Raw genomic sequence first — 26,208 nt, forward strand, 5'->3', positions numbered from 1 at the left:
CTCATCGGCCTCTTCCTGCTAGTCTCGCGCTTACTACATCCCCCTCGCCTCTCCACGATGCGCACTTGGGGGATTTTCTCTGCCACGGGTCAGGAGGCGCATCGATGCCCCGCCCGCCGCGGCCTCGCGGCACTCTTCGCTACGACAAGCCGGCGCTGTCACTCGACGAACTCGTGGGCCGGCTTGCCGAACGTGGCCTGCAGATCCCCGACGACGCCAGAGCCGCCAGGTACCTGCGCAACATCGGCTACTACCGACTCTCGCCGTACACGATCCCGTTCCAGCAGAGGCGCTCCAGCCACACCTTCCGCAACGGCACGTCCTTCGACGATGTGCTGGACCTTTACGTGTTCGACCGCACGCTGCGCCTACTGGTGATGGACGCGCTGGAGCGCGTCGAGGTGGCCACACGTGCTGCGATCACCGACCACATGTCCACGACGCACGACGACCCGCATTGGTACATCACGGCCGACCACTTCCGTGACCGAAGCAAACACGCGGGTCTCCTGAAGATCGTGAGAGACACCTCAGCGAATCGACTCAGCGCGGCACCAGAAGCAGTGGGCCAACCGGCCGACCCGGGCGGGGAGCTGCCCACGTCGACGGACGAAGCGCTGGTCCACCGCTCGGCTCTTGAGCACTATCTGACGACGTACGGCTCGCCGGAGCTGCCACCGTCCTGGCTCATGGTCGAAACCCTGACCATCGGGCAGCTCACCAGCATGTACCGCAATCTGAAGCAGCGATCGGACAGGACTGCGATCGCCTCCAGCCTCGGCCTGACGGCACCCGTGCTGGAGTCGTGGTTGGGCACCTACGTCCGCGTGCGAAACATCTGCGCGCACCATGGACGACTGTGGAACGTCGGCCTGGGTGTCTACCCGGCGATACCCAGCTCCTCTACCGTCTCGTGGCTGTCGGGCAAGGACGCCCTACCCGAACGGTCGAGGAAGCGCCTGTATCCGGTGCTGGTGTCTCTGCAGTCCGTCCTGGACTCCATCTCGCCCCACAGCGGCTGGGCGCAGCGGCTCAGCGATCTGGTCAGCGCACGCCCGCGCATGAATCTCGCCGGGATGGGCGTTCCCGAGAGATGGGCTGACGACGACTTCTGGACGCGACACATCACCCAACCGCGGACGTAGCCGCGAAGAACAGGCGCCGGTCAAGATAGGGCGAGCCAATCCTCTCGCAGGTCGTCGTGCAGCTGGGAGAGCATGTACCACCGCGCTCTCTTCTCCGGCGGCACCACGTACCGCTCGTGCCACGCCCCACCGTGCTCTCAGTCCAGCACACGCTCGTGTCGACCGAGCGCACCGTTGTGTCACCTTGACGAATGCGCGAAGCTCCACACGCACGTGCCGCTCACCTGAGGGCGCCAGCAGCGCCGCGACGTCGCCCTCCGAGCTGACGCTCACCGCACAGCCAGGTTCCGGCGCACCTGCGCGGTGCTGACGTCGCCCCGGACGGCGTCGACGACGCCCTGCCCACCGGTCGCACCGTCCCACCTGTCGATGTCCGCTCGATGTCCGCAATCAACGACGCGCAGGCGCTGGCCAGGTCCCGCAGACCGTCATCACCAGGCGGCCAGCGGGCGACCTGCAGGTCTGCGAGCACGCCACCGTAGTCCTGCGGCGAGCGGAAGAAGTCGTGATCCACGGTCAACGGGCGCCGCTCGTGGACAAGACGATCAGGTGCGGTACCGACATCACCCCAGCAGACAGGCAACGGATGGTCGAAGCAGCCCTGGCGCCCCTGCCTCCTATCCATAGGCCATTGTCATATGCGTATCTCATAGGGTAGTAGTGGTGTATGCGTCGTCGACGAGAGGCAAGCGGATGACGATCGGGATCCTGACCGAGAAGCCGAGTGCGGCACGACACTTCGCCCAGGCTCTGGGTGGCACGAGCGGCACGTACAAGGGCCAGCAGTTCGTCATCGCGCACGCCCGCGGTCACCTCTACGAGTTCACCAGTCCGCACCGGATGGTGGGCACACCCGCGCTCGCCGAGAGGTACGAGAAGTGGGATCTGGTGAACCTGCCGTGGGATCCGGACGACCTCGACTGGCGGCTCGAGATCATCAAGGGCACGAAGCAGGTCGCTCAGGAGGTGAAGCGGACCCTGGCCGGATGCGACGAGATCGTGGTGGCCACGGATGTCGACCCGACCGGTGAGGGCGGGATGATCGCGGTCAACACGTTCCTCGAGCTGGGCCTAAGGCCCAGAGCCTGGTCACGGATGTATTTCACCGACGAGACACCGGCATCTGTGCAGAAGGCGTTCGTCGCACGCAAGCCGATCGCGTCGCTGCTCGACTTCGACGAGTACCGGAAGGCTCGCTACCGAGCTCAGTTCGACCTGTTGTCCATGCAGTTCACCCGGGTCGCGACGAACATGGCGCGCATGTCCGGGCAGGATCTCGTGCTGCGCCAGGGCCGGCTCAAGTCGGCGATGGTCAAGCTCGTCGGCGACCAGCTCGCGGCGTACAACGACTACGTGCGCAAGCCGTTCTTCCAGAATCGGTTCCGCGACGAGAACGGCGTGGTGTACACCGACCCGGAAGAGCCGCGGTGCGACCGGTCAGATCAGGTCCAGGCCCGGTACATGACCTCGCCGGTCGTGCTGGACGGGACGGCCGACAAGAGGACCGCTCCCCCGAGACTGCTCGACCTGGCGTCCCTGTCCTCGGTGCTGGTCGGCCAGGGCGTGAAGGCGAAGCTCACGCTGTCGACGTACCAGAAGATGTACGAGGACCAGGTCGTCTCCTACCCGCGCACGGAGGACAAGACGATCACGCCCGAGCAGTTCGACCAGCTCGCACCCCTGGTCGACACGATCGCCGCCGTCGTGAACGTGGACCCGGCGCTGCTGACGCATCGCCGGCCGCGGTCGACGCACGTGAAGCCGAAGGGTGCGCACGGCGCCAACCGGCCGGGGCCGAAGGTGCCGGGCTCGCTGGACGAGGTCGAGCACCGCTACGGCGCGGCGGGGCGGCTCATCTACGAGACGCTCGCGAAGAACTATCTGGCCATGCTCGCCGAGGACTACCTCTACGAACAGCAAAAGGGCCACGTGCGGGACTACCCGGCTTTCGTCGGGATCTCCAACGTCCCCAAGAGCTTGGGCTGGAAGGCTGTGTTCGACCCGGACACAGGCGACCGCACTGTCGACGGCGAGGACGACGAGGCCGACATGGGGCTGGGCCGCGTCGCAGACCCGTTCGTCTTCGAGGGTGCGAACAAGCGGCCGGAGCACCCCAGCATGAAGTGGCTGATGAAGCAGCTCGAGAAGCGCGACGTCGGCACGGGCGCGACGCGGACGTCGACCTACTCGGAAGTCACCAACGACCTCGCGAAGTACCCGCTACTCACCGAGAAGGGCAAGAGGGTGACACTCGCGCGTGCTGGCGAGCTGAGCTGGCAGCTGCTGCCCGGCACCCGGATCGGAGACCTCGGCCTCACCGAGAAGGTCTACCAGGACATGCGCGAGATCGCCGAAGGAAAGACCACGGCCGAGGATTGCCTCCGGGACGTTGCCGACTGGGTACGCGAGGACATCGCCACGATGCGCCGCAACGCCGCGGCCATGCGCACCCGCCTCGGGCTCAAGGAGACGCCACTCTCCGCACATGCGGTGGGTGTCTGGCAGAAGGCACCGGACGGGCCGGCAAGGACCACGTTCAAGACGACCTGGTCCGGTCACGAGTTCAGCGACGACGAGGTCACCCGGCTCCTGCGGGGCGAGACGATCTCGTTTGTCGCGCAGACCAGGGCGGGCAGGACCTACACCGCGACCGGTGCACTGGCACGGCAGACGTACAAGGGTCGCGACTTCGTCGGGTTCCAGCTCGAGGTCCCCGACGCACCGACAACGTGGTCTGGCCGGGCCTTCACGCCGGGCGAGGTCACGGCGCTGCTCGCAGGGAAGGCGCTCGCGATCGACGACTTCGTCAGTTCGAAGACCGGCAACACCTTCGGCTGCACGGTCCGCTGGGACGAGGGCACGAAGAAGATCGTTCCCGACTTCGGCTCCGGCGACGCGCCACCACGCTCGTGGTGCCGACACACGTTCACCGACAGCGAGAAGAAGAAGCTCGCCGACGGCGAGCGGATCTTCGTCAAGGGCTTCATCTCCAGAGCCGGCAAGACCTTCGACGCCGAGATCTCGTGGCAGGAGGAAAGCGGCAAGAAGAAGATCGTGCCCAGCTTCGGGTGAGAACACGGACGGCGCCGATCCGCGGCGCCGACGATCCCCAGCCGGGCGGCGAGCACACCGATCGAGGCCAGCCCAGAACGCCGCACTATCGGTCAGAGCACTGAAGGACGAAGGAGAGTCGCATGGCGAAGACGTCGTACAAGGTGCCCAGCAGCCTCAACCGGAGCTTCCTCGACCACGAGATCACCCTGAGCAAGGGCGGCTGGGCGGCCCGACCGTCACCGATCAAGCAGCTGTTCTTCTTCGGCGGCGGCGCGCTCGTGCTGCTGTGGGTGACGACCTCGACGTTCGTCGCGAGCTCGGGGCCGGTCTTCATCACGCTGTTCGTCATCTGGGGACTGCTGACGATCGTCTACTTCGGGGCGCTGACGAAGACCAACGAGCTGCGGGTGACGACGGTCCCGGCTCTTCTGTCCTACCTGCCGGCCAGGGCCCGTCACGTCTTGACGCGTCGAGGCTCGGACCCTTCGGGTTTCTACTCGATCGTCGGCATCCACGGGATCGACCAGGACGGCCGGATCCACTTCGTGGACGGCAGCGAGGGACAGGTCTACCTGGTCGTCGGTTCGGCCAGCTACCTCCTGTTCGACGAGGACCGAGTCAGGATCCTCGACCGGGTCGATGCCTTCTGGCGCAAGGTCGACACGTCCTGCGAGTGGTCGTTCATCACGACCAAGGAGCCCCAGCGGATCTACCACCAGGTGGCGAACCTCGAGCGGCGCAACCATGCGCTCCAGGTTCGCCATCCCGATCTGGTCGAGCTGCAGGACGAGCAGTACGACATCCTCACGCAGCACGTCGGCGGGAAGTTCACCTCGATCCACCAGTACCTGCTGCTCAAGGGCAAGAGCGCGGACGCGCTGCGCCGGGGTCACACGGTCCTGCAGGCCGAGATCGAGGGGTCGGCTCTGATGATCAAGGAGGCCATGCTCCTCAACCGCGAAGAGACCGAGCCGATGCTGCGGCTCTTCTACCAGGGCGTCGACATCGCACCGACGACATCCCGAGGCCTGGGCTGACGGATCCGGGACGAGAGCACACCACCGACGACGGACGAAGGACACCATGGCGCTGATGACCAGGCTCCGGCGGCAGCTGGGTATCCCGGGCAAGGGACAGGGCACGGCGAGCACACCCGCGGCCGCCGACGTTGCCTCCCAGAACCTGCCCGCGGGCGAGTCCGCGCCGCGACGGGCAGAAGCAGCCGAGCGCGACGGGGCGTCCGAACCGACGAAGAGCTGGTGGCAGCGCCGCCAAGAGACGCGCAGCCTGCAGGGATCGTTCGATGCCTACCCGCACCTGCTCGCGCTCAAGCCGAAGGAGAAGTACCTCTTCCGGTCCGACTACTTCGAGGTCGATGGATCGGTCGCCTGCGTGCTGGCCTACTTCCACGACGACGCGGCGCACGACCGCTTCGCGGCCTTCTGGGGGATCGATCGGATCCCGGACGGTCTCGACGACCGGGTGACGGCCATCGTGCTCGAGCAGGTGGCACGGATGAGCGACAAGTGGGTCGACTCGTTCACGAAGCAGTCCGAGAAGCTCGACCTGCTGGACGCGAACGAACAGGCCGAGACCGGCAGCACCTCCTCGCGCCGCAAGGCGGAGAAGATCTCCTCCGATCTCGAGGTCACGATCAGCGAGATCCAGGACGGGGCGAGCTACCTCTCCGTGCACAGCCGGCTCCTGCTCAAGGCACCCGATCTGGAGACGCTGGACGACTCGATCGACCGGGTGACGCGGCTGTACATCGACCGGTTCGGGACACTCAAGGCCGCACCGTATGCGGGCGAGCAGCGGCAGGAGCTCTCAGGCCTGTTCCGGACCAACGAGAAGAAGCGTGGCCGTGGCTTCCACTTCACCTCGACCGAGCTGGCCGGCTCGTACTCGCTGGTGACCAACGGGCTCAACGACAAGGACGGCGAGTACGTCGGCTACATGGTCGGTGACGTGAACAACTCGGCGGTGCTCATGGACGTCAACGCTTACGACCACCACGTGGTCGTCGCCGACGCGACGCTCAGCGACTTCCTCGACCGGCAGCGGATCTCCAACCTGTGGTGCTCGAAGATCAGCCAGTCGGCGCTGCTGAACAACGCTCATGTCGTCCACCTCGTCCTGGACGGGACGGACCTGGACACGCTCGGCCCGCGGTTCGAAGAGCTGACCTCCCGCGTCGACCTGAACCAGGGCGACGTGAACATGTTCGAGATGTTCGGAGACCAGGACGACGAGCTGACGATCTTCTCCGCGCAGATGGAGAAGCTCAAGCTGATGTTCGAGCAGCTGTACGAAACCTCCGATGGTGCGATCGGTTCCATCATCCGCAGCGTCCTGGAGGACACCGCCACCGCGTTCTACGTCGAGCAGGGCATGTGGAAGCACAACGCCCAGGAACAGCGGCACCGCCTGCGCGTGGTGAATCTTCCACACACGCAGGTGCCGCGCCTGCAGATGTTCGTCGCCTACCTGGACACCGCGCACAAGACGCTGCTGAACTCCGCGAAGACGGACCCGGACCAGCTGCGCGCCTACAACGTCCTCAAGGGCCTCGCTGCCGCGATGCTCAGCACGAACGGCGACCTGTTCAACAACCACACCGCCGCCACGGTCGACGGTGTGCGCGACTCCCGACGCGTCGTCTACGACTTCTCACGGCTCATGCGCCGCGGCAAGGGAGTAGCTATGGCACAGCTGGTCAACATCGTCGGCTTCGCCGTCGGCACCCTGGGCCTGGGCGACACGGTGATCGTCCACGGCACCGAACACATCGACGATCGGGTGAAGAAGTACCTCAAGGACCAGCTCGAGCATCTGCACGAGAGGGGCGGCCGGGTGGTCTACAGCTACAACGACGTGGACAAGATGCTCGCCGACTCGGACTTCAGTGCCTTCGATGCTGCGGACTACACGCTCTTCGGTCCGATGCGCGAGCGGACCGTGGCCACCTACCAGAACCAGCTGCACCAGCAGATCCCACCGGACCTCGCCCGCCTCATCACGACGAAGGGGGAGAACCTCACCTACCTGCGCCGGGACGTGTCCAACGTCGTCTTCCACCTCGACCTCGCGCTGGGGATCAACCCCTACCGAGAAGCCCAGCGCCGGCGCGGCCGTCTCGAAGCACAGAAGGCCACACAGGCAGCACGGATCGAAGCGGTCATGACGAACCGGCCGGTCGCCGGCGCGAACCTCACCAGCGTCCGGCAGCCCGACGCGGGCAGAACGCACGAACGCAAAACCCTTCCCGGTGACCGCACGGACAAGACCCTGACCCGAGCTGCAGACGGTACGCAGAAGCCCGATCGGAAGCCACGAAAGCTGGTCGGCCCATGAGCACCACGAACGTGGAAGACAGCCGGCCCCGGTGGAGCCGTGCCATCGCGCGGACGGCACGAGTGCTCGGCGGCGGGCTTGTAGCGCTGCTGCTCGCGCCGCTGCTCCTGGTCACGTTCTCCGGGTCGGCGTACGCGGCCGAGGACGAGGAGCGCGACAACTACAGCCTCTACCAGCTGGCCTCGAACGCGGCCACCTACTTCAGCGAGCAGAACTCGCCCGAGACGAGCGGGGTGATGGGCCCACAGTGGCACCAGGTCACGAGCAACCCGGCCACGGGTGGCTCCATGCTCGGCTACGCCGACCCGGACTTCAGCGTCGGCAACATCGTCGGCTGGTTCTTCGCCGAGGTATCGGGATCCTCGCAGACCGTCAGGTACGACACCCTCAAGGCTGCCGACGCAGGAACCGCGGGCACGGACACGTACGCGGGCATGCTCGACTACGCCCACTTCGGTGCGGCGAACGCTGACCTCGGCCTGGACACCATGTCCTCGGGCATCGGCGGCCAGATCATGAGCGCGATCGGCGGGTCGACCATCTGGATCCTCTACGCCCTGGCGTTAGCCGTCGGCACGGTGTTCTACGTCGTCATCCAGGTCCTCAAGCTCATCAACCCGTTCCTGTGGTTCTACCAGGCAGTCGCCGGCGCCACCGGCGACGGAGGCGGCAGTAGCGGAGCACACCAGCAGGACCTGGCGGACGGGATGACCGGAGGCGAGAGCGGAGGCGACGCCCTGGGCGGCCTGCAGCACTGGATCGCAAGCTGGTACGGCTTGCTCCAGGACATTGCCTGGCAGGCCCTGGTGCCGTTGTTCGTCGGATTCCTGATCATCGGACTGGTCCTGTTCAAGAAGATGGACCGGGGTGCGGCGATCAAGAAGCTCCTGGTCCGTGTCATCTTCATCGGCGTGGGGCTGCCGCTGATCGGTTCGATGTACACCTCGGTGCTGGAACGGTTCGACGACTCGATGCTCGGCCAGCACGCCGGCCCCACCCGGGTGGTGCTGAGCACCTATGTCGACTTCGACGCGTGGATGATGAACGACCGCCTCGGTATCCCCCGCCAGGCATCGATCTCCTGGGACGGGGAGCAGGCACGGCCGGAGTCGATGATGTCGGTGCGCACCAGCTCGCTGGCGATCAACGCGCAGTCGCACGGGTCGACGTTCGACGGCATCGACATCGGGACGAAGACCGACGACGCCGAGACGGCGTGGCGCGAAGGTACGGTCACGGTCGACGACTCCGCATCGGACGACTTCCGCGCGGTGTTCGCGACCTTCGGGATGATCAACAGGTACATCACGAGCACCGAGGTCACCGCGTCCGACTTCGAGTCGGGGATCAAGAGCTCGATCACCCAGCTGGACCTGGACGCCGACGTCAAGAAGGACTGGTTCGTCACGGACGCCTACGGTGACCCGGACGACTTCGGCGAGGACGAGGACCCCACGCAGCACCCGGTGATCGCCACCGGCGGCATGAAAGGACTGTCCTCGGACAACCCCGGAGGCACCACGAAGACCTTCACCACGACGACCACCACGCGCGGCTGCGGCTTCACCGTGGTCCAGCAGGAGGCACCCGCCCCGTGCAACCTGTCCCCCTTGTCGGCGTACAACTACCTCAACACCGGCTTCGGCACCGACTCCCTGACGATGTACTCCTCGAACAACGCCACCAGCGGGTTCACCCGGGAGAACCACATGGCCGTCAGTCAGGTCGGGACCGGGCCGGCGAAGTTCATGTACTGGAGCAACGCGGCCGCAGTCCTTGGCTGCATCGTCCTGCTGGGCTTCTGGTACGCGATCGGCATGCTGACCAGCGCGATCAAGCGGACCTTCAGCCTCGTCGCGGCGGTCCCCTTCGCGACGCTCGGCGCACTCCAGGCGATCAGCAAGGTGATCGTCTACTCCGCAGCGCTGATCCTTGAGGTCGTCGTCACCCTGTTCCTCTACCAGTTCGTCTCCGAGTTCCTCATCTCGGTCCCGGACATCATGGCCGGCCCGGTGTCGAGCTTCATGGACCCCCAGGGGCTGCTGGGCAGCCCGGCCCTCGGCGGGATCGTCGTCGTGATCCTCACGCTCGTCTCGACGCTGGTGATCGTGGGCGTCACCTTCGCCCTGCTGCGGGTACGCAAGTCGGTGCTCCAGGCAGTGGACGAGGTCGTCACCAAGCTCGTCGACAAGTTCCTGGACACGAACACGGCGCCGAAGCCGGACCGGGCCGGAATGTTGCCGGCGCTGGCCAGCGGCATCGGTGCGGGCGCAGGTATGGCCGCAGGCCACAAGCTTGCCTCCGGGTTCGGTACCGGGACAAGCAAGCCGACACCACCAGCCGGCGCAGGACCGGGCAAGGGCCCGGGCGCCACCCCCACCGGCCGGACCCCCGCTGCTGCGGGAGCCCTTCCCGAAGGGCAGCGGACGCTGGCCCTACAACGTGGTCCGGAAGCCTTGGATGGGCCGGGTGGGCCGACCGATCCCCCGCCCGAAGACGGCGCCTGGTCTGGTCCCGGCGGTGATGGTGGCGTGCCGCCCGGTGGCAGCGGGCCAGCAGATGCCCCGGCAGCATCCGGTCGGGACGATGGTGCAGACCGCCATTCCGGTCGCCTGCAGCTGGCCAACGGCCCGGCAGGCAGCTCCCGTGCGGCCAAGGAGACCGCGCAAGGCGTGAGCGACCAAGGTGGGCTCTCCAACCTCGGATATAGCTCGACAGGGCGCGTCGCGGGTGATCACAGTGATGGCGCCGCGGCCAAACGTTCAGGTCAACGCGAGGCTCCGGCCCGCCGCGCAGGCAGCAGCACCGGAGCCACGTCCTCCACTGGCCAGGACCGGAGCCGGAACAACTCCAACGCCACGGCCCCGACGAGGGCCAGCCGCAAGGGAACCACGGAGCCGACGCCGTCGACGCAGTTCGGCATCGGCGGAGCGAGGCACGCCCCACGCGCAGCGAGCCGACCACCTACCCCAGGTACACAAGGGCTCCCGAGGAGACGCACGCAGGACTCGCCTTCCGGCGAGCAGGGGCCGAACCCGGGGGCCACCAGCAAGACGCGCGCGCCCGGGCCGACTTCGGGTAGCCCGCGACCAGTAGGTGCCCTACGTCCACCGGCGTCCGCCCAGCCGAGCACGCCTCGGCCGACGTCCCCGCCACGCGTCACCGGCGCTCGCACAGCCCGTGATGGGAGCACCGTGAACACGGTTCGACCGAGAGCTGCAGCACCGCGCTCGCAACCAGACTCCCCGACACCGGCGACGCCAGAGACTCGAGTTTCGCCGAGATCACCCTCAGCAGGGCACCAGCCAACCAAGCCCAAGACCTCACGCACGCAACGACCGAGGGGCTGAGAGAGCAACCATGGAGGATCGCCAGGGCACTCGACGCTGACGCCCACCTTCGGGCCGGCCGTACCGCGTACCAGCTTGCGCATGTGGATGGCCCGAGCGGCTGGCCGCGGGAATGTGACTCTCACGGCCGTCAGTTCACTGGGGCCAGGCCCGCGGATCGCTGCGAGCTTCCCGAAGCAGGAATTGCATCGACGCTACGCTTGGCATGGCGAACCACCACCGTGCGTCCAGGATGTCGCGCCAACAGGTCGATCTCACGAGGAGTTGTGATGGCAGCCAGGTCCGACGACGAAACGCGCCGTAACCAGTGGACGGCGCAGTACACCTCGATCGTGCTCGATCTGCCCGACCGGCTCGCTGATTTCCTCGAGGCGCTGCAGAGCAGTGATCCCGACGCAGCGCTCATGGCTCTGTTCGACTGTGATGCCGCGATGGCCCTGCAGCTTCGCCGCACCCAGTTCGACTTCCTCACGACGCAACGGCGAGCTCAGATGCACCGCGATCTGGAACTGCTTCGAGAAGCCAACGCCTGAACTGGGTTTAGCGCGTTCGGCTGCTCCAGGAAGCTCTCCACGACACCGCTGAGCCTCCTAGCCGGCAAGAGCAGGGAGACGGACTCGGAGCGCCCAGGCTTCGGGTGGCATACACGTACAGCAGAGCACGCTCCACCCGAAGCCTGGGCAATATGGCTCATTCTGCCGATCAAGCAGCAGTGCTCTCAGCTGGCGCGATCAAGGCGCGCCGGGCTGTGTGCTGCGTCGTCAGGCAAAATCCAGGTGGGCCGGACCCCTGGAGGGTTCTCGATCCGATAGGAGTGCGCCTGCAAGATCAGCCCGAACAACGGAGCCCCGGCAATGTCGGGTCGCCAGTTGATCTCGTACTCCGGGTGGTACGTCTCCCCCGGCGTGCCGCCACTCCAGTTCTCGGTCGGGACGCTCGCTGGAAAGGTCGTGTAGTAGTTCCTTTGTGCGTAGTTGCGACAGTTGGGCCAATCCCAGACAGTGACCTCTGGGAAGGGCCAGATCTCCTCGTGAATGGTGCGACACTCGAACACCGGGAAAGCAACGCCAGGACCGCTGTTGATGCTGATGTCGCCTTGGATGGAGTACTCCAGGGCACCTTCCAGGTTGTAGTAGAGCAGGACCTGAAGCTGCCCGACAGTGACCAGCTCGCCGTTGCTGTAGTACCCGTAGGTGGCCGGCTCGTTGATGATGTGCAGGAAGCCCGACACCTGGCCGACTGGCGGATCCCACGGGCCGGCCGCGAGCGACTGGGACGGGACCTCGGACTCGTCGGAGCTGAGTATCGACTCCAGCTCCTCTTGCTTGGCGTCGCTGACGACACTTGCTCGCTTCTCGACGAAGGCATGGGCGGCCTCGGCCTGTCCAAGCTCAAGAGCCTGCGTCACGACTGCTACATCAGCCTCCTGTGGCGTCGGCGCGACCCACAGCAGGCAGTCGCCCGCTTCGATGTCGACCGTTGTGCAGTCGGTGAAATCGGTGACGGCCGAGGCAGTTGTGTCGGGCGCTGCGACGGCTACCGTGCTCGGCAGTCCCAGCGCCAGAACGAGCGTGGCGAGGACCGCGCTCAGATATCGATCTCTTCGCATCGAAACTCCAGATAGTCGCGTGATAACCGGAATCACACGCTATCCACCGAAGTCAGGCTAAAGCCCGGAATATCTGACCACTTCACCCGCCGAATCTTGCCTCATGGAGAAATGAATGCACTCGCATACACCATGGATCTTTTTGGAATAGCCCTCCGGCACCGAAGCAGTGCGCCACCAGCCCCAGCACGATCTCGCCTCTGAACCGAAGACACTGGCAAACGACCTCGCTGATCCGCTCGTGGTCCGGCCACCAGAGTCGTGGTGTTGGCGGCGGTCTGCTGATCGCAGGAGGACAGCCTCAGCCGGCGCAACGCTCATCGTGGTCGGCACGCACCGCCTTGCCCGCGTCGGATCCTTCACGGGAGAACGCCTCCCACCCGCCGATGTCCACACTGTTCTCGGTGAACGTGATCTCGTTGCTGTTCTCGAACCGGCCGGCCTGTGTCCACGCGATTGCCGTCTGACTCTCGTTGAGCTCACCGACGCTCGTCTCGGCGTCGTCGAGGTCGCCGTCGCAGTGGATCTCCGTGTACGTCACCGAGCTGCCATCGACGACAAGGCGGATCAGGTCATCGCTCTTGGTGCTGAGGTACTCCCCATCGGCGGTGGAGCTTGTGCCGCCACAGGCAGAGAGCAGTGCCACACCCGCCAGCGCAACAGCGATCACAGCGGCCTTGTGGCGCGTCGCAGAACTGCCCGCACGGCACTCGAACACGTCTCGCATTTCCACTCCTGTACCTGGTTTATCAACCAGGATGGCAGATCGGCCGCTCAGATGCACCAACCACGGGCCCGTTCCTGTCAGCCCGACCAGTCGAGCTGTCACGGCATGACGGCTGCTGGTCGCCCTGACGATCCCGAGAAGCGAGCCGGTTCAGAAGACGGGTCGCGGGCCGTCACCGCGGCGAGCGATGTGACCCCAGTCGTCTCCCAGGACCGTCTCAGCGGCGTCTTCGCCCCACTCGTCCGCCCAGACCCTCTCGGCGATCGCCTGGCTGGCAGATGAGTCGATAAGGGTTGGGCGTGCGGTCAGGTCGAGACCGGCGGCGATCGCGCTGACCCTCGAACGAGGTAGCCCCAGAGTGTCCTGCGCGTTGCGCAGTGCAATCGCGTAGTCCGCGACATGGAGAGCGAGCGCGTGCACGCCCCGTTCCCTCTTGATCCAGTGCGCGACGTCGCCGGCCAGGTTGGCGGGCATGTGCCTGCGTGCCTCGCTCGGCTGCTCACCCTTGCTGGGGTAGTGCTTCTCGTGCCACTGCGCGAGTGCTATCACTAGTGCTTCCGCCGCCGCGGTCGCGCCGAGGACGTAGTCCTGGGGGAAGGATCCAGGGCCACCGGGCCCCGGGTCGGCCAGAGCCACGCGAAGGTCATTCTCGCCGCCGTCGCGGATGGTCTGCGGAAGCCCGGCCCGGGCCTCAGCGAGCAATGCAGGGAGATTGGCCTGGGCGGTGTGGGCGTCCCAGATGTCGTCGTTCACGGGCTGCTCCGTTCGGTTGTGGGAGAGAGCCTGGGCTAGGTGAGGTCCTGGATCAGCACCGGGCGCGCGACCAGGATCCGGCCGGCCTCGGCGAGCGGCTCCGGCTCGACGTCGGCCGCGAGTGCGACGATGCGCGCCGATCGCAGACGCTGTCGCACCCACGTGGCTGGCGCGCCATCGACGTGCCGGCTCTGCGCGGCGCGGTGCGTCTCCTGCAGCGCGAAGGCCGCTCGGTCCCCAGGCACCAGATCGTGCACCTTCTCGAACCGGTAAATGTGATGCCGCACATGCGGCCCATCCAGCCCCAGCTCACGGGCCACCACAGACGAGAGGAAGGACGGGTCCGACGGGAACTCGTGTCCGACCATGTCCGGAACCTCAGCAGCCCAACGCGCTCGTGCGACGTTCTCGAGAGAGCCGACCAGCACGACATGAAGATCGCCGACGCCGTTACCGGCATCCCAGGACGGGCTGACGACGGTGTGCGCCCAGAACGCAGCCACGCTGACCTGGCCGGTCCCGCCGAGCTTGGCGAACTCGCCGAAGGGCATAATCCCGGTGTCGAGGCCGTGAACACGCACGTCAAGGATCTGCCCTTCGTCCACGACATCCCAGGGATCGGACAGGACCGCCCGCCCACGTCGACGACACGCCCGGAGAGCGTGGTCAACCTGGTCCTGGAACCCCGGGTTGACCGAGCGACTGAACCCGCCCATCAGTATCTGTCCCAGGCTGAACGACGACGTCGTCTCCGCGATCCGGCTGTCATCGATCTCGTTCAGCGCGTTCTCCGACTCATACAGCGACACGACTTTCCCCTCCTGTCACCTGGCTCCGGGGAGGCGCGCTGCTGGATGACATCGCACCCATACCCGTACACCCCCACCCCGCGTCGGCAGGTACACGATCTCCGCGCTCCATCAGGAATTCGGGTAGGTCACGGCGATCTTCTCGTCATGGCTGAGCACATGCACACCATCAGCCGTGACCACCGCGATCCCGACTCCGACGACCTCCCCCAGATCGGTGCCATCTCGCGTGACTCTCCCGCCGACGTGCCGCTCGTTGAGCGACCGAGCCATGATCTGCTTCGGGTCATCTCTGGTTGAACGCGCGGCCAGTTCATCGACATCCGGCGCGCACGATCGGCACTTGCGACGGGGTCGACCACTTCGTTGGACCTTGTCCTTGGTAGACAGTTCGACAGGCACAGGGCTTTGGCCATGATCGGCGATCATGACCGCCACGCGGAATTCGGGGTCCTCACTCGACTGCACCCACTGCCTGTACTCCTCAACCATCGCGGTCCAAGTTGCGTGCCGATCCAGCCGCCCGACCACACTCGGGCAAGTGACCCGATGCACGACCCGCCGAGAGCCGTCCGACTTGGAATTGATGAGCAAGTCGTTTCCCTGCGCGAGGGCCTCGTCAACGGCGGCCTGCTCCCGTGCGGGTTCCTCCCGCAGAATCCGCGCGGCCTTGTCAAGGATCTGCTCTCGTGCGTCCAGGAGACGCGCCTCCAGGCCCTCCCGGGTCGCCGCCGAGTACATGCCCAGGCCCGAGATCGAGCCCATGTACTCGATGCGCATCTGAGATCGGGGATCGGTGCTGTCACGCGTCATACGAGTTCCTTGTCTGAGAGCTCGACCATCAACTTCCTGGTCAGAGCGTCGCTGGCGCGCGAGCAACGCGCAACGCTGACGCCCAGGAGTGTCGTCAGGAGGAAGACGGGCAAGTTCGTCCTGAGCGGCAGCGGACCACAGCTCGCCCGCCAAGCTACAGGTCGATACCCGCGGCGCTTTCGACGACACGGTCATGTTCATGGCGAACCTTTCACAGCTCGATTGCCGGGGTGGCGTCGCGCAGGTCGAGGCGGTCCAGCATGCGGTTGTACGGCGCGAATGCTGCTTCGGCCTCGGCACGGTCGACGTAGCGGGACAGGTCGTACTGATGGGACGGGGCGCCCTTCGGCTTGGCGATCACCTCGGCCAGGGTTTTCTGGTCCCGGGTGGTCCACCTCGCCCCGATCGCGGCGTACAGCCGGGGAACCTCCGTGAACGGGTCGGCGCTGAGCTTGTGGTAGGGCACGTCCACGATCGAGGACGGCGGCAGGTTCATTCGCGTCTGGAGGCCATCGTTGACCTGGTTGACCAGGTGATCCAACACGGTTCGTCCGACCACTTCGGGGTCCACCTCGTGCTGGACCATGCCCTGCAACGTCTCCAAGAGACTCGCGCACGAGCCGATGACCGTGACGGGGTCACGGTGGGTCCACACGAACGTGGCGTCCGGGAACACGTGCCGGATCGTGTCCATGTCGCTCAGGTGCCCCGGGTACTTCAGCACCCACCGCTTGGGCTCGCGCCCGTGCTGGAGCACCTGCAGCCCCAGCTTCAGGAACTCGTACTCCGCCAGTACGTCGTAGTCGGCGAGCCACGCGCTGTAGGACGGCATCGGCCCGCGCTGCAGCAGCCAGTGCACCCCGTGCGCGAAGAAGAGCACCGACTCCTCCGGTCGGTCGATGTACATCGGGTGCTTCTCCTGAAGACCGGGAGCGAACAGCTCCATCAGGGACAGACCCTGCTGCAGCTGCTTGATCACCTTCCGCTCCGTGCGCGGGTCGTGCAGCATCGTGTGCTGCAGCTCCCAGGTCAGCGGACCACGGTGGTCGGGCGACTCCGCGAGGACCCGGTGGGCCAGCGTCGTCGCGGTGCGCGGCAACCCGCACACGAACACCGGCGCGGTGATCGGCTCGTCGGCGACCTGCGGGTGCTCAGCCAGCACACGGCCCACCCGCAGTCGGTTGGCGTACTTCCCCTTGACCTCGTTGCTGATCAGGAACCAGCCCAGCGGCGACAGCCCCGGGATCTCGGCCGCCCCCTCGAGGATCCTGCCCAGGTCGTCGGCGAACGGGCGGTCCTGGGCACCTGCCTCCTTCTCGACCTGCGCGACCGCCTTCGCCCAGGACCCGGCGGGGTCCCGGTAGCCCGTGACAAACGGGGCCAGTGCGGTGTTCAGGATACGGGTGGTGCGTGGGGTACGGCTCACGACTCTCCTCGGTAGTAGCTGGATCTGTTGCCGGTCACGACTCGCGTGGTTCGCGCCTAGCGATCGGTGCATAACGGACTATCGGGGCAGCCAGTGGCGGTCAAGAGGCCTTGCGCCATGCGGAGCACCTTCACCCCACCCGCGGGGTGTGCGCGCGGGTGTTGCCCTGTGATCACGGCCCTGTGATCACGGCCCGGTGGTCACGGTCCTGCGGTGATGCCGAGGGTGACCGGCAGGGTGGCCGGTCGGCGGAACCTCAGGTCGAGCGCCCAGGTGATCTGGTGGGCGTCGATGCTCAAGGCGGGTTCGACGTGGCGCAGCAGGGTCTCGACGGCGGTGCGGACGATCAGGCGGGCCTGACCCGGTGCCGGGCACCGGTGCGAGCCGGCACCCCAGGCCAGATGGGCTCGATTGCCGAGCCCGTCCCAGGCGCCGGTGCCGCGCACGTGCGGGTCGCAGGCGGCGGCCCCGACCGCGAGAAGGAACGCATCGCCGCGCTCGATCCAGGTGGCCTCGCCCAGCAGGTGGCCGTCCCTGAGTGCGAACCGTGGGGCCAGCACACTGACCGGGGACGCGTCCCACAAGACCGCTTCGAGCGCGTCGTCGGTCCCCAGGCGCCCGCCAGCCAGTCGCCGGGCGAACCCTTGGTCGGTCAGGGCACGCAGCAGTGCCTGCCCCAACCAGGCCTGCAGGCCCGCCGACGCGCCCGAGACCAAGGACAACGTGCCCAGCACCGCCTCGCGGATACCGCGGTAGTCGGAGTGACCCGCGAGCAAGCCCGCCGGCGTCATGCCACCGCCTGCGTCGGGCATCGCCTGCCCACCGATCAGGAAGCTCAGCTCGCCCAGGCCCGCGTCATCAAGCCGCGTACCACCTGGGCCTCCTGACCTCCCGGGATCTGGGCTGGTTTGGGTGGCACCGGCGAGCTCGAACAGCTGCCGTCCCGTGACAGGGTCCACGCCCAGGAGCGCGCCGAACCCAAGCCTGGTCACGGGCTCGACGTACTCGCGCATCAGATCGATCTCACCGCCCGGGTCGGACCGGGCAAGGTCCATCAGGTGGGCGGCGATCTCCTCGCACACCGCCCGCACGACACGGCCGATCTCAGCGCCGTCGATCGCGGCCAGGACGTCGTCCAGTGGGGCGCGCAAACGGGCGTGCTCCGCGCCGGTGCTCGTCTCGGCCCTCTGCCACTCCCCGGCTTGGAACGCCGGCCGGAGATACGCCGGCAGCCCGTCCGGGTCACGGTTCCACGCAGAGGTCTCGGTGGTGACCATGCTGGAGTCCCGCGCTAGGGCAGCGATGGCCGGGTAGCTGGTCACCAGCCAGGCTCGTGCCCCGGGACCCAAGCCGACCGGTGCGACGGCTCCCCACTGCTGACGCAGCCAGGACCAGACCGCGACAGGGTCGCGCGCCGAGAGCACGTCGGCCAGCAGCGGGACATCGACCGGGTCATGCAACCCCATCGGCGAGCGGCCAGTCTGCGATAGAGCCGCGGAGCCGCTCGCTGCCGGGTACATCATCTGGTGTCTCCTGAGGGCTCGGTGTTCAGCGGTCGCACACGACCAGAGGGCTCGACGCCGCTCGATTGCCTCTTCCTGGCACCCCGCGCGATGGGGCCCGGGGTGTCACAAGAGCTCGCGGGTTTGCTCACGGCGTCGTGATCGGCCGTAACGGGTCGAACAAGGTCGGCTGCGCCACGTCGTCCCGCAGCGGATCTGCCGGGCCGCCAGCGAGCATGAGGGCCTGCTGGGTCGCGCCACCGGGCGACAGGTTCGACGCGATGTCGACGAAGAGGCGGGCGGTGACCGTAGCGTCGTATCCGGCCCGGTGTGGCCGCGACCCTTCCGGCAGGCCCCCGTCGAGGTGACGGTGCTCGACCAGCGCGCTCAGACTGTAGGACGGCAGGTCGAAGACCCGGCGAGCCAGGCGGAGCGTGTCGATCGTGACCGGCCCGACCCAGCCCGGCAACGACCGGCTCAGGACGTCGACGTCGACGTGCACGGCGTGCCCGACCAGCACCGCGTCACCCAGGACCTCCAGGACCTCCGCGGCGATCTGCCGGACAGGTGGCGCCTCGGCGACGTCGTCGTTGGTGATGCCATGGACCCGGGTGGCCTGCCACGTGATCGGATCAGCTGGGCGCACGAGCCATGTCCGGGCAGTGCCAATCCTGCCCTGGCGAACCGGTACCAGCGCGAGCTCGACGAGGTGCGGCAGCCGTGCCCCGTTGCCCTCCACGTCGACGACGACGTAGTCAGCCGCGGCCCAGCCCTCGTCACGACTCACGATCGATCCTCCAAGGGTGCAGATAGTCGACGACCTTTTCGAATTGTCGCCTGATGACAATGTATGAATGCACGACGGAATCCGCCGACAATGACCCTAGTGCTCTCGCTCTGCTTTGCGTCACCCCGAGAGGCCGCATTCTGACAAAATGCGGTGCCGCACTTTGCCAGAATGCGGCGGTGCGGTCTTGTGGCAGGTGAGCACCTGCTGGTGCGGTTACGCCTATGACTTCTGAGGCACCTGCGCGGCACGTTCTGGACCCGACCGGGCAAGATGTGTACGGCGAGATCGACCGGCTCCGTGCCGACGGCCCGGTGGTCCGGGTCGAGATGCCCGGCGGGCTACCCGCGTGGGTGGTCCTCGGGTACGGCGAGGCCGTCGAGCTGCTCAAGGTCCGCAACAAGGACCCGCTGGTGTCCAAGGACATCGCGTACTGGGCTGACTTCCTCGCCGGACTCGTCCCCAACGACTGGCCGCTGCTGATGTGGGCGGTCCGCGCGGGGATGTTCACTGCTGACCCGCCGCGCCACCGGGACCTGCGGTCCTGGGCAGCACCGGCGTTTACGCCACGCCGGATCAAGCGTCTGGCACCGGTGGTCGAGCAGATCGTCGCCGACCGCCTTGCTGCTCTCGCGCCGCCGGCCTCCGGTGGGCAGGTCGTGGACTTGCGGGCCGAGTTCTGCCTCCCGGTACCGATCGAGGCCATCGGTGCCCTGCTCGGTGTCCCGGACGACCTGGCCGGCACGTTCCGCGCCGGAGCGGACGCGCTGTTCGACACCACGGTCACACCCGAGGACGCCCAGGCCAGGTTCGTGGCGTTGTTGGGCGCGATCGAGACGATGGTCGACCGGAAGATCGCCGAGCCCGGTGTGGACCTGACCAGTGACATGGTCAAGACCTTGGGCACCAAGGAGGCCTACACCCGTGAGGTCCTGCTGGAGACGGTGCGGTTGACGATCGTGGCCGGGTACGAGACCACCGGCAACCTGATCGACCAGACAGTGTTCGCGCTGCAGACCCACCCCGAGCACCGGGCCGCGGTGCTGGCCGGGGAGATCTCCTGGGATGCCGTGGTCGACGAGACCCTGCGCTGGGCCGGCATCGCCGCCAACCTGCCGCTCCGGTTCGCGGTGAAGGACTTCGAGCTCGGCGGCGCCCGGATCCACGCGGGTGACGCGATCCTGGTCAACTACGCCGGCGCGGGGCGTGACCCGGCCAAGTTCGAGCGGCCCGAGGTGTTCGACCCGACGCGCGCGTCCCGGGAGCATCTCGGGTTCGGGCACGGCACCCACTACTGCCTCGGTGCACCCCTCGCGGTCCTGGAAGCCAAGGCCGCACTCCCGGCCCTGTTCGACAGGTTCCCGGACCTGAGCCTGGCCGAGGACCCGGACACGATCCCGGCCAACCCCGGGTTCATCACCAACGGACACGCCCGTCTCCCGGTCCACCTGGCCGCCCCCAGAGCCTGACCACCAGCGTCTGACCAGTGCCGGGGCCACCGTTGACGGTGGCCCCGGCCCCAACGTCTCACGAGCGCCCGCCACCGATGGCTCTCGGCGCCGCAACCACCATTCGTCGCGCCTGGGTTTCGTGCGCTCTGAACTCGCCCCTTTCGAGGAGAAATACGTTGTTAGGCATTTCTGATGTCCGTCTGGACGACCTGCCCGCCAGCCCAGGTTCTGGGTTGCCGATGCTGGCAGCGGCGACCATGGCCCCCGACCCGGCTGCGGTGTACCGCACGTGGAGGGCGCAGTGGGGGCCGGTGGTGCCGGTCGAGCTGTCCGACGGTGTGCTGGCCTGGCTCGTGCTCGATTTCGAGGACATCCAGCAGGTCCTGATGGGCCGGTCGGTGTTCTTCAGCCGGGACGTCGAGCACTGGGCCGCGTTCCACGATGGGCGGGTCCGGCCGCGCACCGGGCTGCACGCGTTCTTCCGCCCCCGTGAGAACGCCTTTTACACCGAGGGTGAGCCTCGTGTGCGGTTGCGGAACGTCGTGGACGACGCGTTCGCGAGCATCGACGAGACCAGGCTCGTGCGCGAGGTCCGCGCCGCGTGCCGGCGGCTGCTGGTGCAGATCGCGCCCCTGGGCCGGGCCGACCTGGTCGCCTCCTACACCGCAGCCGTCCCGGCTCTGGCAGTGGCTGCGATGTACGGATTGCCGGCCCAGCTCGCCGACCGGATGAGGCAGTACGCCACCGATATCTTCTCCAACACCGCGGCGGCGGAGCCTGCGTTCGTCGGCATGAACGCGATGCTCACCGAGCTAATCGCCATCCGGCGCCAGGACCCCGGTGACGACATGCTCTCGGTGATCGTGCATCACGACCGGGCCCTGACGGATACCGAGCTGCTGGACACCGCGCAGATGATCCAGTCCGCCGGGCATGAGATGTCCGTGGCCTGGACCACCATGACGCTGCTGCATCTGCTGGGCGACCAGGACTTCGGCACCCGCACCCGTTCGGGCCGCCTCGGTGTGGACGAGGCCCTGAACTACGTCCTGGTCCACCAGTCCCCGACCTGGCACACCCCCGCCCGGTTCATCACTGAGGACACCGAGCTCGGCGGGCGCGCCCTGCACAAGGGCGAGGCGATCGTGTGCGCTGTCGCGCACGCGACCAAGACCGTGCACGAAGGCGCCGACCTGTGGGACGCCTCCACCAGTCGAGCCACCCTGGCCTTCGGTGCCGGTGTCCACCGCTGCCCCGCTCAGCGCGTCTCTCGCTTGATCACCAAGACCGCGGTCGAGGAGGTCCTGCGCGGGCTGCACACGCTGAAGCTGGACATCGAGGTCAAGGACCTGCCGTTCGTACCCGGCCTGTGGGCCCGCTCCGCGGCCACCCTCCCGGTGACCTATGAACCGGGACACCTGACCCTCCCCGCCCACCAGGCTGCGTCTGCCGACTGGGACCTCGTCGGAGTCTGACCCGCCCCTGGAACGCCTGAGGCGCCACCGCGACGAGACCGACATTCTTCCCCGGCTCCGCCACGCGCGCGGCCGGCGACAGACACAACCCCACCGAACCTCCGAGAGGACCCGCTCGATGCCCCGTCCCACCTCAGTCAGCCACCGGCTCCGGCACCAGAAAGCGATCGTCGCGACCGCCGTCATCGCCACACTGCTGACGCTGGCCGCCTGCAGCTCCAGTCCCAGCGCCAGCAGTCGCGTCGACCCGTCAGCTGACACCGGCACCCAAGACGATGTGCTGGCCGAGGGTGGTGAGCTCCTGGTCTGGGCTTGGGAACCGACCCTGAAGCAGGTCGTGGCCGACTTCGAGGCCGAGTACCCGAACGTGGACATCGAGCTGGCGAACGTCGGCACGGGCAACGACCACTACGTCGCCCTGCAGAACGCGATCAGCGCTGGCTCCGGTGTCCCCGACATCGCGCAGGTCGAGTACCACGCCCTGCCCCAGTTCACGATCACCGACTCCCTGACCGACCTGACCCCCTACGGCGCCAGCGACCTCGGCCGCACGTTCTCCCCGGGTACCTGGGACGCCGTCACCGGCGGCACCGACGCCGTGCACGCCCTGCCGATGGACTCCGGACCCATGGCCCTGTTTTACAACGAGCAGGTCTTCACCGAGGCCGGGGTGGCCGTGCCGACCACGTGGGACGAGTTCGCTGACGCCGCCGAGGCCCTCCAGGACTATGACCCGGACACCTACATCACCGCGGACAACGGCATCAGCACCTTCACCACGTCGATGATCTGGCAGGCCGGCGGACGACCCTTCACCGTCGACGGCACCACCGTGACCGTGGACCTGGCCGATGAGGGCACGCTCCGGTTCGCGACCATGTGGCAGCAGCTCATCGACCAGGGCCTGGTCGCGGATATCTCGGACTGGTCCGACGAGTGGTTCCAGGGGCTGTCCGACGGGTCGATCGCCGCGCTGGTGACCGGGGCGTGGATGCCCGCCAACCTGAGCACCGGCGCCGGCGCGGCGTCCGGGGACTGGCGGGTGGCCCGGATGCCGCAATGGACCGAGGGCGCCAACGAGACTGCTGAGCTCGGTGGGTCTTCGCTCGCGGTCACGCAGGCCAGCCAGAACCAGGAGCTCGCCTACGAGTTCCTCAAGTACGCGAACATCGGCGACGGCGTCGCCACCCGACTGGACGCCGGAGCGTTCCCCGCCACGATGCGGGACCTGACCGACCCGACATTCCTGGCCCAGGAGCCGGAGTATTTCGGAGGGCAGCAGATCAACCGCGTCCTGGCCGACTCCGCCACCCACGTCCTGCCCGGCTTCCAGTACCTGCCCTACCAGGTCCACGCCAACAGCATCTACCCCGACACCGTCGGCCAGGCCTACACCGGCACCACCACCCTGATCGACGGGCTCACGGGCTGGCAGGACGACATCGTCCGGTACGGCACCGAACAAGGCTTCGACGTGAATCGCTGAGTCCACTGCGTATGCCCACGGACCCGTGCCGTGGGCATACGCAGTGTCCCGCCCTGGTGCCGGGCGGACTGTCAGATCCAGGTGCGCCAGAACGCGCCGTCCGCACCCTCGAGGAGTGCTTCGCGCAGCCCGACTGGCCGCACATCGGCTTCGGCCAGGTCAGCCACGGCCAGCCAGTCGGTCTCGAGCACCCGGCCACGAGGTGGAGCGCTGTCGCTGGTCGACATGGCCAGGGCTTCGAACACCAGCGTGATCGCCTCGTCCGTCGTGTCGACCGGGCCACCAGCATTGACCTCGCCCTGGTCGATGAGACCCGCGAACCCGACGATGGTGACAGCCAGACCTGTCTGCTCGGCAATGTGGCCGAGCAACGCGCCCTGAACGGACTGCGCTCCCGGCTCGAAGGAGCCTCCAGGGAGAAACGACCAGCTCTGTCCGCGTTGGCGGAGCACGAGAAACCGTCCGTCACGTTGGATCAAGGCCCGCGCGGTGACCTGGTTCGCGACCATTGCCGCAGCAGGCCTTAGCGGGCCGGCAGCACGCGGCACGCCGCGCGGTGCGGGGAAGAAGCCGAGTTCCTCGTCGGAGACGGCACCCAGTACGGCACGGAGTGCATCGCGGTACAGCTTGCCGGGCCTGCGTACCTCGCCGCGTTCCCACCGGCCGACCTCCTTGCCGGCGAGCACGCTCGGGCGTCCGGTCCGCGCCTGGATGTACTCGTTGACCAGCCCAGCGAGCTCCGACCGTGACATCGGCAGCCCCGAGCCCGATGGCGACGGCATGGCTTCCCGCCGCGACCGCAACCTCTCGTTCGTCACCCCTTACCTACCCCAGCACCTCGCGCAGGCCCCTGCCGGACGGCCCCACCTGACGGGCTGGACAGCGTGACCGACACCAACCATGCGTTCGGCGCCTCGACAGTGAGCCACCCACGCCAGCACCAGTCGTCCGCGGGGCTGCGCCGTGGGACAGCGGGCAGCCACAATGCGGCGGCAAGGAGGGCTGCTTCGTCGGGTTCCGGGAGGCGCAGGTGCGCGTCGACGACCCAGATCGGGTGCCCGTCACGGGCTTGCATGGGGAGCATGCTCGCGTCGACGTGCACGACACAGTCCGCAGGGATTCCGGCGGCTGCGGCCAGCCGGCGCACGTGGATCCCGACCGCGACGAGCCGCGACTCAGCAACCGGTAGAGGGATCCCCCCGCCGCGCGCCTGGTCACCTACTCCGGGGCGCGGCCAGTTGCCGGTCATAGGTCGTACCTGACAGCGTGGGCAGCGAGCTCTACCGCGTCTTGGAGTTGTGTCAGCAGGCGGCCGGTCAGGCCCTTGCCGGTCAGCCCCGCGACCTCGACGACCTCCTCGAGGCGGGCGCGGTGCCGCTCCGGTATCGCCCCTGTGATCGTGGCGTGCCGCAGGACCTCTTGAGCTGCGTACCCATCGCCCGACCCCAGCGCTTCCCGGGCGACCCGGGCCGCGATCTCCGTAGCTGCCGGGTGCTGGTTCCCGCGGGCAATGACCGCGACGACGGCGCCATACCGTGCCCGGAAGTACGCGTACCCCTCGCCCGGGCTGGTGCTGGCCCGGTACCGGTCAACCATCACGATGGCCGCGTCGTACCTCTTCGCAGTCGCCGCGCACAACGCAGTCAGGCACGCAGCCACGTCGTAGTCGATGTCCGAGGACCTGTCCGACTGGGCCACGAGATCCCGGGCGACATTGCCGTCCCGGGTCAGCAGACGCGAGATGGCCAAGACCTGGCGCCCTTCGAGAAGCCGCGTACCGGAACCGCCGTAGGTGCGAGCAAGGTCGGCGGCCTCGGCCCACCGGCCAGCGCGAGCCAGGGCAGCAGTTCCTCCGACCAGCAGCTGGGCCTGCGCCAGCGCGACGAGCCGGCGATGCTCCTCCGGGGTGCTGTTGACGTCACCCAACGGCACTGCCACAGGCCGAATCACGCCGTCGAGCATGATCGCTGCCCGGCGGTAGGTCGCCTCCAGGACTCGGATCAGCATCGTTACACCGCGATCCGGGGCAGGGTCGGTCTGCAGTGCAGTGCGCGCGAGACTGGTCGCCGCTCCGACGACCTGCCCCGCCTCCAAGACCGTCAGCGGACGGGTCAGCCCGGTGTAGAGCTCGATGTGCCGGGTGACGATCTGTCGCGCACGGTCCGGCTGGTGGCAGTCTCGGGCGATCAACGCCGCCCCGGTCAGGGCCTTGCCTGCCTCCTGGACCGCGAGAGGTCGGTCGGTCTCAGCTATGGCGGCGCGTGCGGCGATCGTCACCCGGTCCAGCCGAGCACGCAGCGGCGGGCATGTCGGGCGACGACGGGCTGCCAGCGGGAAGCACGCAGCGATCTCTCCTCGCTCAACACGGCCTGTTCGCACCGTGCCCGCTACGGGGTCCGTGTACTGGTCGGGGGCCGCGGTCGTGGGCGACGCGTGCGTGGCGGAGGTGCGTGTACTGATCATGGTG

Annotated in this window: 20 protein-coding genes; 10 read left to right on the top strand and 10 right to left on the bottom strand. The window is 67.5% G+C overall.

Annotation, left to right across the window (positions count from 1 at the left end):
• The first annotated feature begins 104 nt into the window (after positions 1-104).
• The 6 genes from C8K30_RS05315 to C8K30_RS05340 all read left to right on the top strand — a co-directional run bounded on the left by C8K30_RS05315 (position 105) and on the right by C8K30_RS05340 (position 11,436).
• Complete coding sequence (locus C8K30_RS05315; protein WP_108491769.1) at positions 105-1,145, top strand: Abi family protein; 1,041 nt, start codon at positions 105-107, stop codon at positions 1,143-1,145.
• A 693-nt stretch (positions 1,146-1,838) separates the two neighbouring features.
• Entirely contained in the window at positions 1,839-4,217 is a 2,379-nt protein-coding gene (locus tag C8K30_RS05320; protein WP_108491770.1) for a DNA topoisomerase, read from the top strand.
• 122 nt (positions 4,218-4,339) lie between these two features.
• Positions 4,340-5,236: a hypothetical protein gene (locus tag C8K30_RS05325; RefSeq protein ID WP_108491771.1), complete on the top strand. Its 897-nt coding sequence runs from the start codon at positions 4,340-4,342 to the stop codon at positions 5,234-5,236.
• Between the two features lie 55 nt (positions 5,237-5,291).
• Positions 5,292-7,553, top strand: coding sequence for a hypothetical protein (locus C8K30_RS05330; protein ID WP_199230338.1), 2,262 nt, complete (start codon positions 5,292-5,294; stop codon positions 7,551-7,553).
• Positions 7,550-10,903: a hypothetical protein gene (locus tag C8K30_RS05335; protein ID WP_199230339.1), complete on the top strand. Its 3,354-nt coding sequence runs from the start codon at positions 7,550-7,552 to the stop codon at positions 10,901-10,903. The genes C8K30_RS05330 and C8K30_RS05335 overlap by 4 nt, the downstream gene beginning before the upstream one ends.
• A gap of 269 nt (positions 10,904-11,172) precedes the next feature.
• Positions 11,173-11,436: a hypothetical protein gene (locus C8K30_RS05340; protein ID WP_146197348.1), complete on the top strand. Its 264-nt coding sequence runs from the start codon at positions 11,173-11,175 to the stop codon at positions 11,434-11,436.
• Between the two features lie 185 nt (positions 11,437-11,621).
• On the opposite strand, the gene C8K30_RS05345 is transcribed toward C8K30_RS05340, so the two are convergent.
• The 8 genes from C8K30_RS05345 to C8K30_RS05380 all read right to left on the bottom strand — a co-directional run bounded on the left by C8K30_RS05345 (position 11,622) and on the right by C8K30_RS05380 (position 19,329).
• The gene (locus tag C8K30_RS05345) at positions 11,622-12,512 is read right to left on the bottom strand and encodes a hypothetical protein (protein WP_108491774.1); all 891 of its coding nucleotides are present in this window, start codon (positions 12,510-12,512) and stop codon (positions 11,622-11,624) included.
• 301 nt (positions 12,513-12,813) lie between these two features.
• A complete protein-coding gene (locus tag C8K30_RS05350; RefSeq protein WP_233256974.1) occupies positions 12,814-13,341 on the bottom strand; it encodes a hypothetical protein in 528 nt (175 codons plus the stop codon).
• Positions 13,342-13,389: 48 nt separating this feature from the next.
• On the bottom strand, positions 13,390-13,992 hold the full coding sequence (locus C8K30_RS05355) for a hypothetical protein (RefSeq protein WP_108491776.1): 603 nt from the start codon (positions 13,990-13,992) through the stop codon (positions 13,390-13,392).
• Between the two features lie 35 nt (positions 13,993-14,027).
• Entirely contained in the window at positions 14,028-14,801 is a 774-nt protein-coding gene (locus C8K30_RS05360) for a hypothetical protein (RefSeq protein WP_108491777.1), read from the bottom strand.
• Between the two features lie 111 nt (positions 14,802-14,912).
• Entirely contained in the window at positions 14,913-15,614 is a 702-nt protein-coding gene (locus C8K30_RS05365; RefSeq protein WP_108491778.1) for a hypothetical protein, read from the bottom strand.
• A 211-nt stretch (positions 15,615-15,825) separates the two neighbouring features.
• Entirely contained in the window at positions 15,826-17,040 is a 1,215-nt protein-coding gene (locus C8K30_RS05370; RefSeq protein ID WP_108491779.1) for a sulfotransferase, read from the bottom strand.
• A 200-nt stretch (positions 17,041-17,240) separates the two neighbouring features.
• On the bottom strand, positions 17,241-18,563 hold the full coding sequence (locus tag C8K30_RS05375; protein ID WP_108491780.1) for a hypothetical protein: 1,323 nt from the start codon (positions 18,561-18,563) through the stop codon (positions 17,241-17,243).
• A gap of 127 nt (positions 18,564-18,690) precedes the next feature.
• Entirely contained in the window at positions 18,691-19,329 is a 639-nt protein-coding gene (locus C8K30_RS05380) for a 3'-5' exonuclease (RefSeq protein WP_158280940.1), read from the bottom strand.
• Between the two features lie 224 nt (positions 19,330-19,553).
• On the opposite strand from C8K30_RS05380, the gene C8K30_RS05385 reads away from it, so the two are divergent.
• The 3 genes from C8K30_RS05385 (at position 19,554) to C8K30_RS05395 (ending at position 23,741) form a co-directional block, all read left to right on the top strand.
• A complete protein-coding gene (locus tag C8K30_RS05385) occupies positions 19,554-20,798 on the top strand; it encodes a cytochrome P450 (protein ID WP_108491782.1) in 1,245 nt (414 codons plus the stop codon).
• 221 nt (positions 20,799-21,019) lie between these two features.
• Positions 21,020-22,255 (top strand): cytochrome P450, encoded by a 1,236-nt coding sequence (locus C8K30_RS05390; protein ID WP_108491783.1) that lies wholly within the window; start codon positions 21,020-21,022, stop codon positions 22,253-22,255.
• Positions 22,256-22,373: 118 nt separating this feature from the next.
• Entirely contained in the window at positions 22,374-23,741 is a 1,368-nt protein-coding gene (locus C8K30_RS05395; RefSeq protein WP_108491784.1) for a sugar ABC transporter substrate-binding protein, read from the top strand.
• Between the two features lie 71 nt (positions 23,742-23,812).
• Here the strand turns inward: C8K30_RS05395 and C8K30_RS05400 are convergent, their stop codons facing one another.
• Positions 23,813-24,427: an NUDIX domain-containing protein gene (locus C8K30_RS05400; protein ID WP_146197351.1), complete on the bottom strand. Its 615-nt coding sequence runs from the start codon at positions 24,425-24,427 to the stop codon at positions 23,813-23,815.
• Positions 24,428-24,461: 34 nt separating this feature from the next.
• On the opposite strand from C8K30_RS05400, the gene C8K30_RS30640 reads away from it, so the two are divergent.
• Positions 24,462-24,629: a hypothetical protein gene (locus tag C8K30_RS30640; protein ID WP_158280941.1), complete on the top strand. Its 168-nt coding sequence runs from the start codon at positions 24,462-24,464 to the stop codon at positions 24,627-24,629.
• Between the two features lie 357 nt (positions 24,630-24,986).
• On the opposite strand, the gene C8K30_RS05405 is transcribed toward C8K30_RS30640, so the two are convergent.
• Positions 24,987-26,204, bottom strand: coding sequence for a hypothetical protein (locus tag C8K30_RS05405; protein ID WP_146197352.1), 1,218 nt, complete (start codon positions 26,202-26,204; stop codon positions 24,987-24,989).
• Positions 26,205-26,208: the final 4 nt, after the last annotated feature.

This window comes from Promicromonospora sp. AC04 (assembly GCF_003058225.1).
Taxonomy (GTDB): Bacteria; Actinomycetota; Actinomycetes; order Actinomycetales; family Cellulomonadaceae; genus Promicromonospora.

Bases quoted from the DNA above. Each gene is read 5' to 3' on its own strand.
- C8K30_RS05345 (WP_108491774.1), bottom strand. From the start codon at position 12,512: ATGCGAAGAGATCGATATCTGAGCGCGGTCCTCGCCACGCTCGTTCTG.
- C8K30_RS05335 (WP_199230339.1), top strand. From the start codon at position 7,550: ATGAGCACCACGAACGTGGAAGACAGCCGGCCCCGGTGGAGCCGTGCC.
- C8K30_RS05325 (WP_108491771.1), top strand. From the start codon at position 4,340: ATGGCGAAGACGTCGTACAAGGTGCCCAGCAGCCTCAACCGGAGCTTC.
- C8K30_RS05315 (WP_108491769.1), top strand. From the start codon at position 105: ATGCCCCGCCCGCCGCGGCCTCGCGGCACTCTTCGCTACGACAAGCCG.
- C8K30_RS05395 (WP_108491784.1), top strand. From the start codon at position 22,374: ATGCCCCGTCCCACCTCAGTCAGCCACCGGCTCCGGCACCAGAAAGCG.
- C8K30_RS05385 (WP_108491782.1), top strand. From the start codon at position 19,554: ATGACTTCTGAGGCACCTGCGCGGCACGTTCTGGACCCGACCGGGCAA.
- C8K30_RS05405 (WP_146197352.1), bottom strand. From the start codon at position 26,204: ATGATCAGTACACGCACCTCCGCCACGCACGCGTCGCCCACGACCGCG.
- C8K30_RS05330 (WP_199230338.1), top strand. From the start codon at position 5,292: ATGACCAGGCTCCGGCGGCAGCTGGGTATCCCGGGCAAGGGACAGGGC.
- C8K30_RS05375 (WP_108491780.1), bottom strand. From the start codon at position 18,563: ATGATGTACCCGGCAGCGAGCGGCTCCGCGGCTCTATCGCAGACTGGC.
- C8K30_RS05365 (WP_108491778.1), bottom strand. From the start codon at position 15,614: ATGACGCGTGACAGCACCGATCCCCGATCTCAGATGCGCATCGAGTAC.
- C8K30_RS05340 (WP_146197348.1), top strand. From the start codon at position 11,173: ATGGCAGCCAGGTCCGACGACGAAACGCGCCGTAACCAGTGGACGGCG.
- C8K30_RS05390 (WP_108491783.1), top strand. From the start codon at position 21,020: ATGCTGGCAGCGGCGACCATGGCCCCCGACCCGGCTGCGGTGTACCGC.
- C8K30_RS05320 (WP_108491770.1), top strand. From the start codon at position 1,839: ATGACGATCGGGATCCTGACCGAGAAGCCGAGTGCGGCACGACACTTC.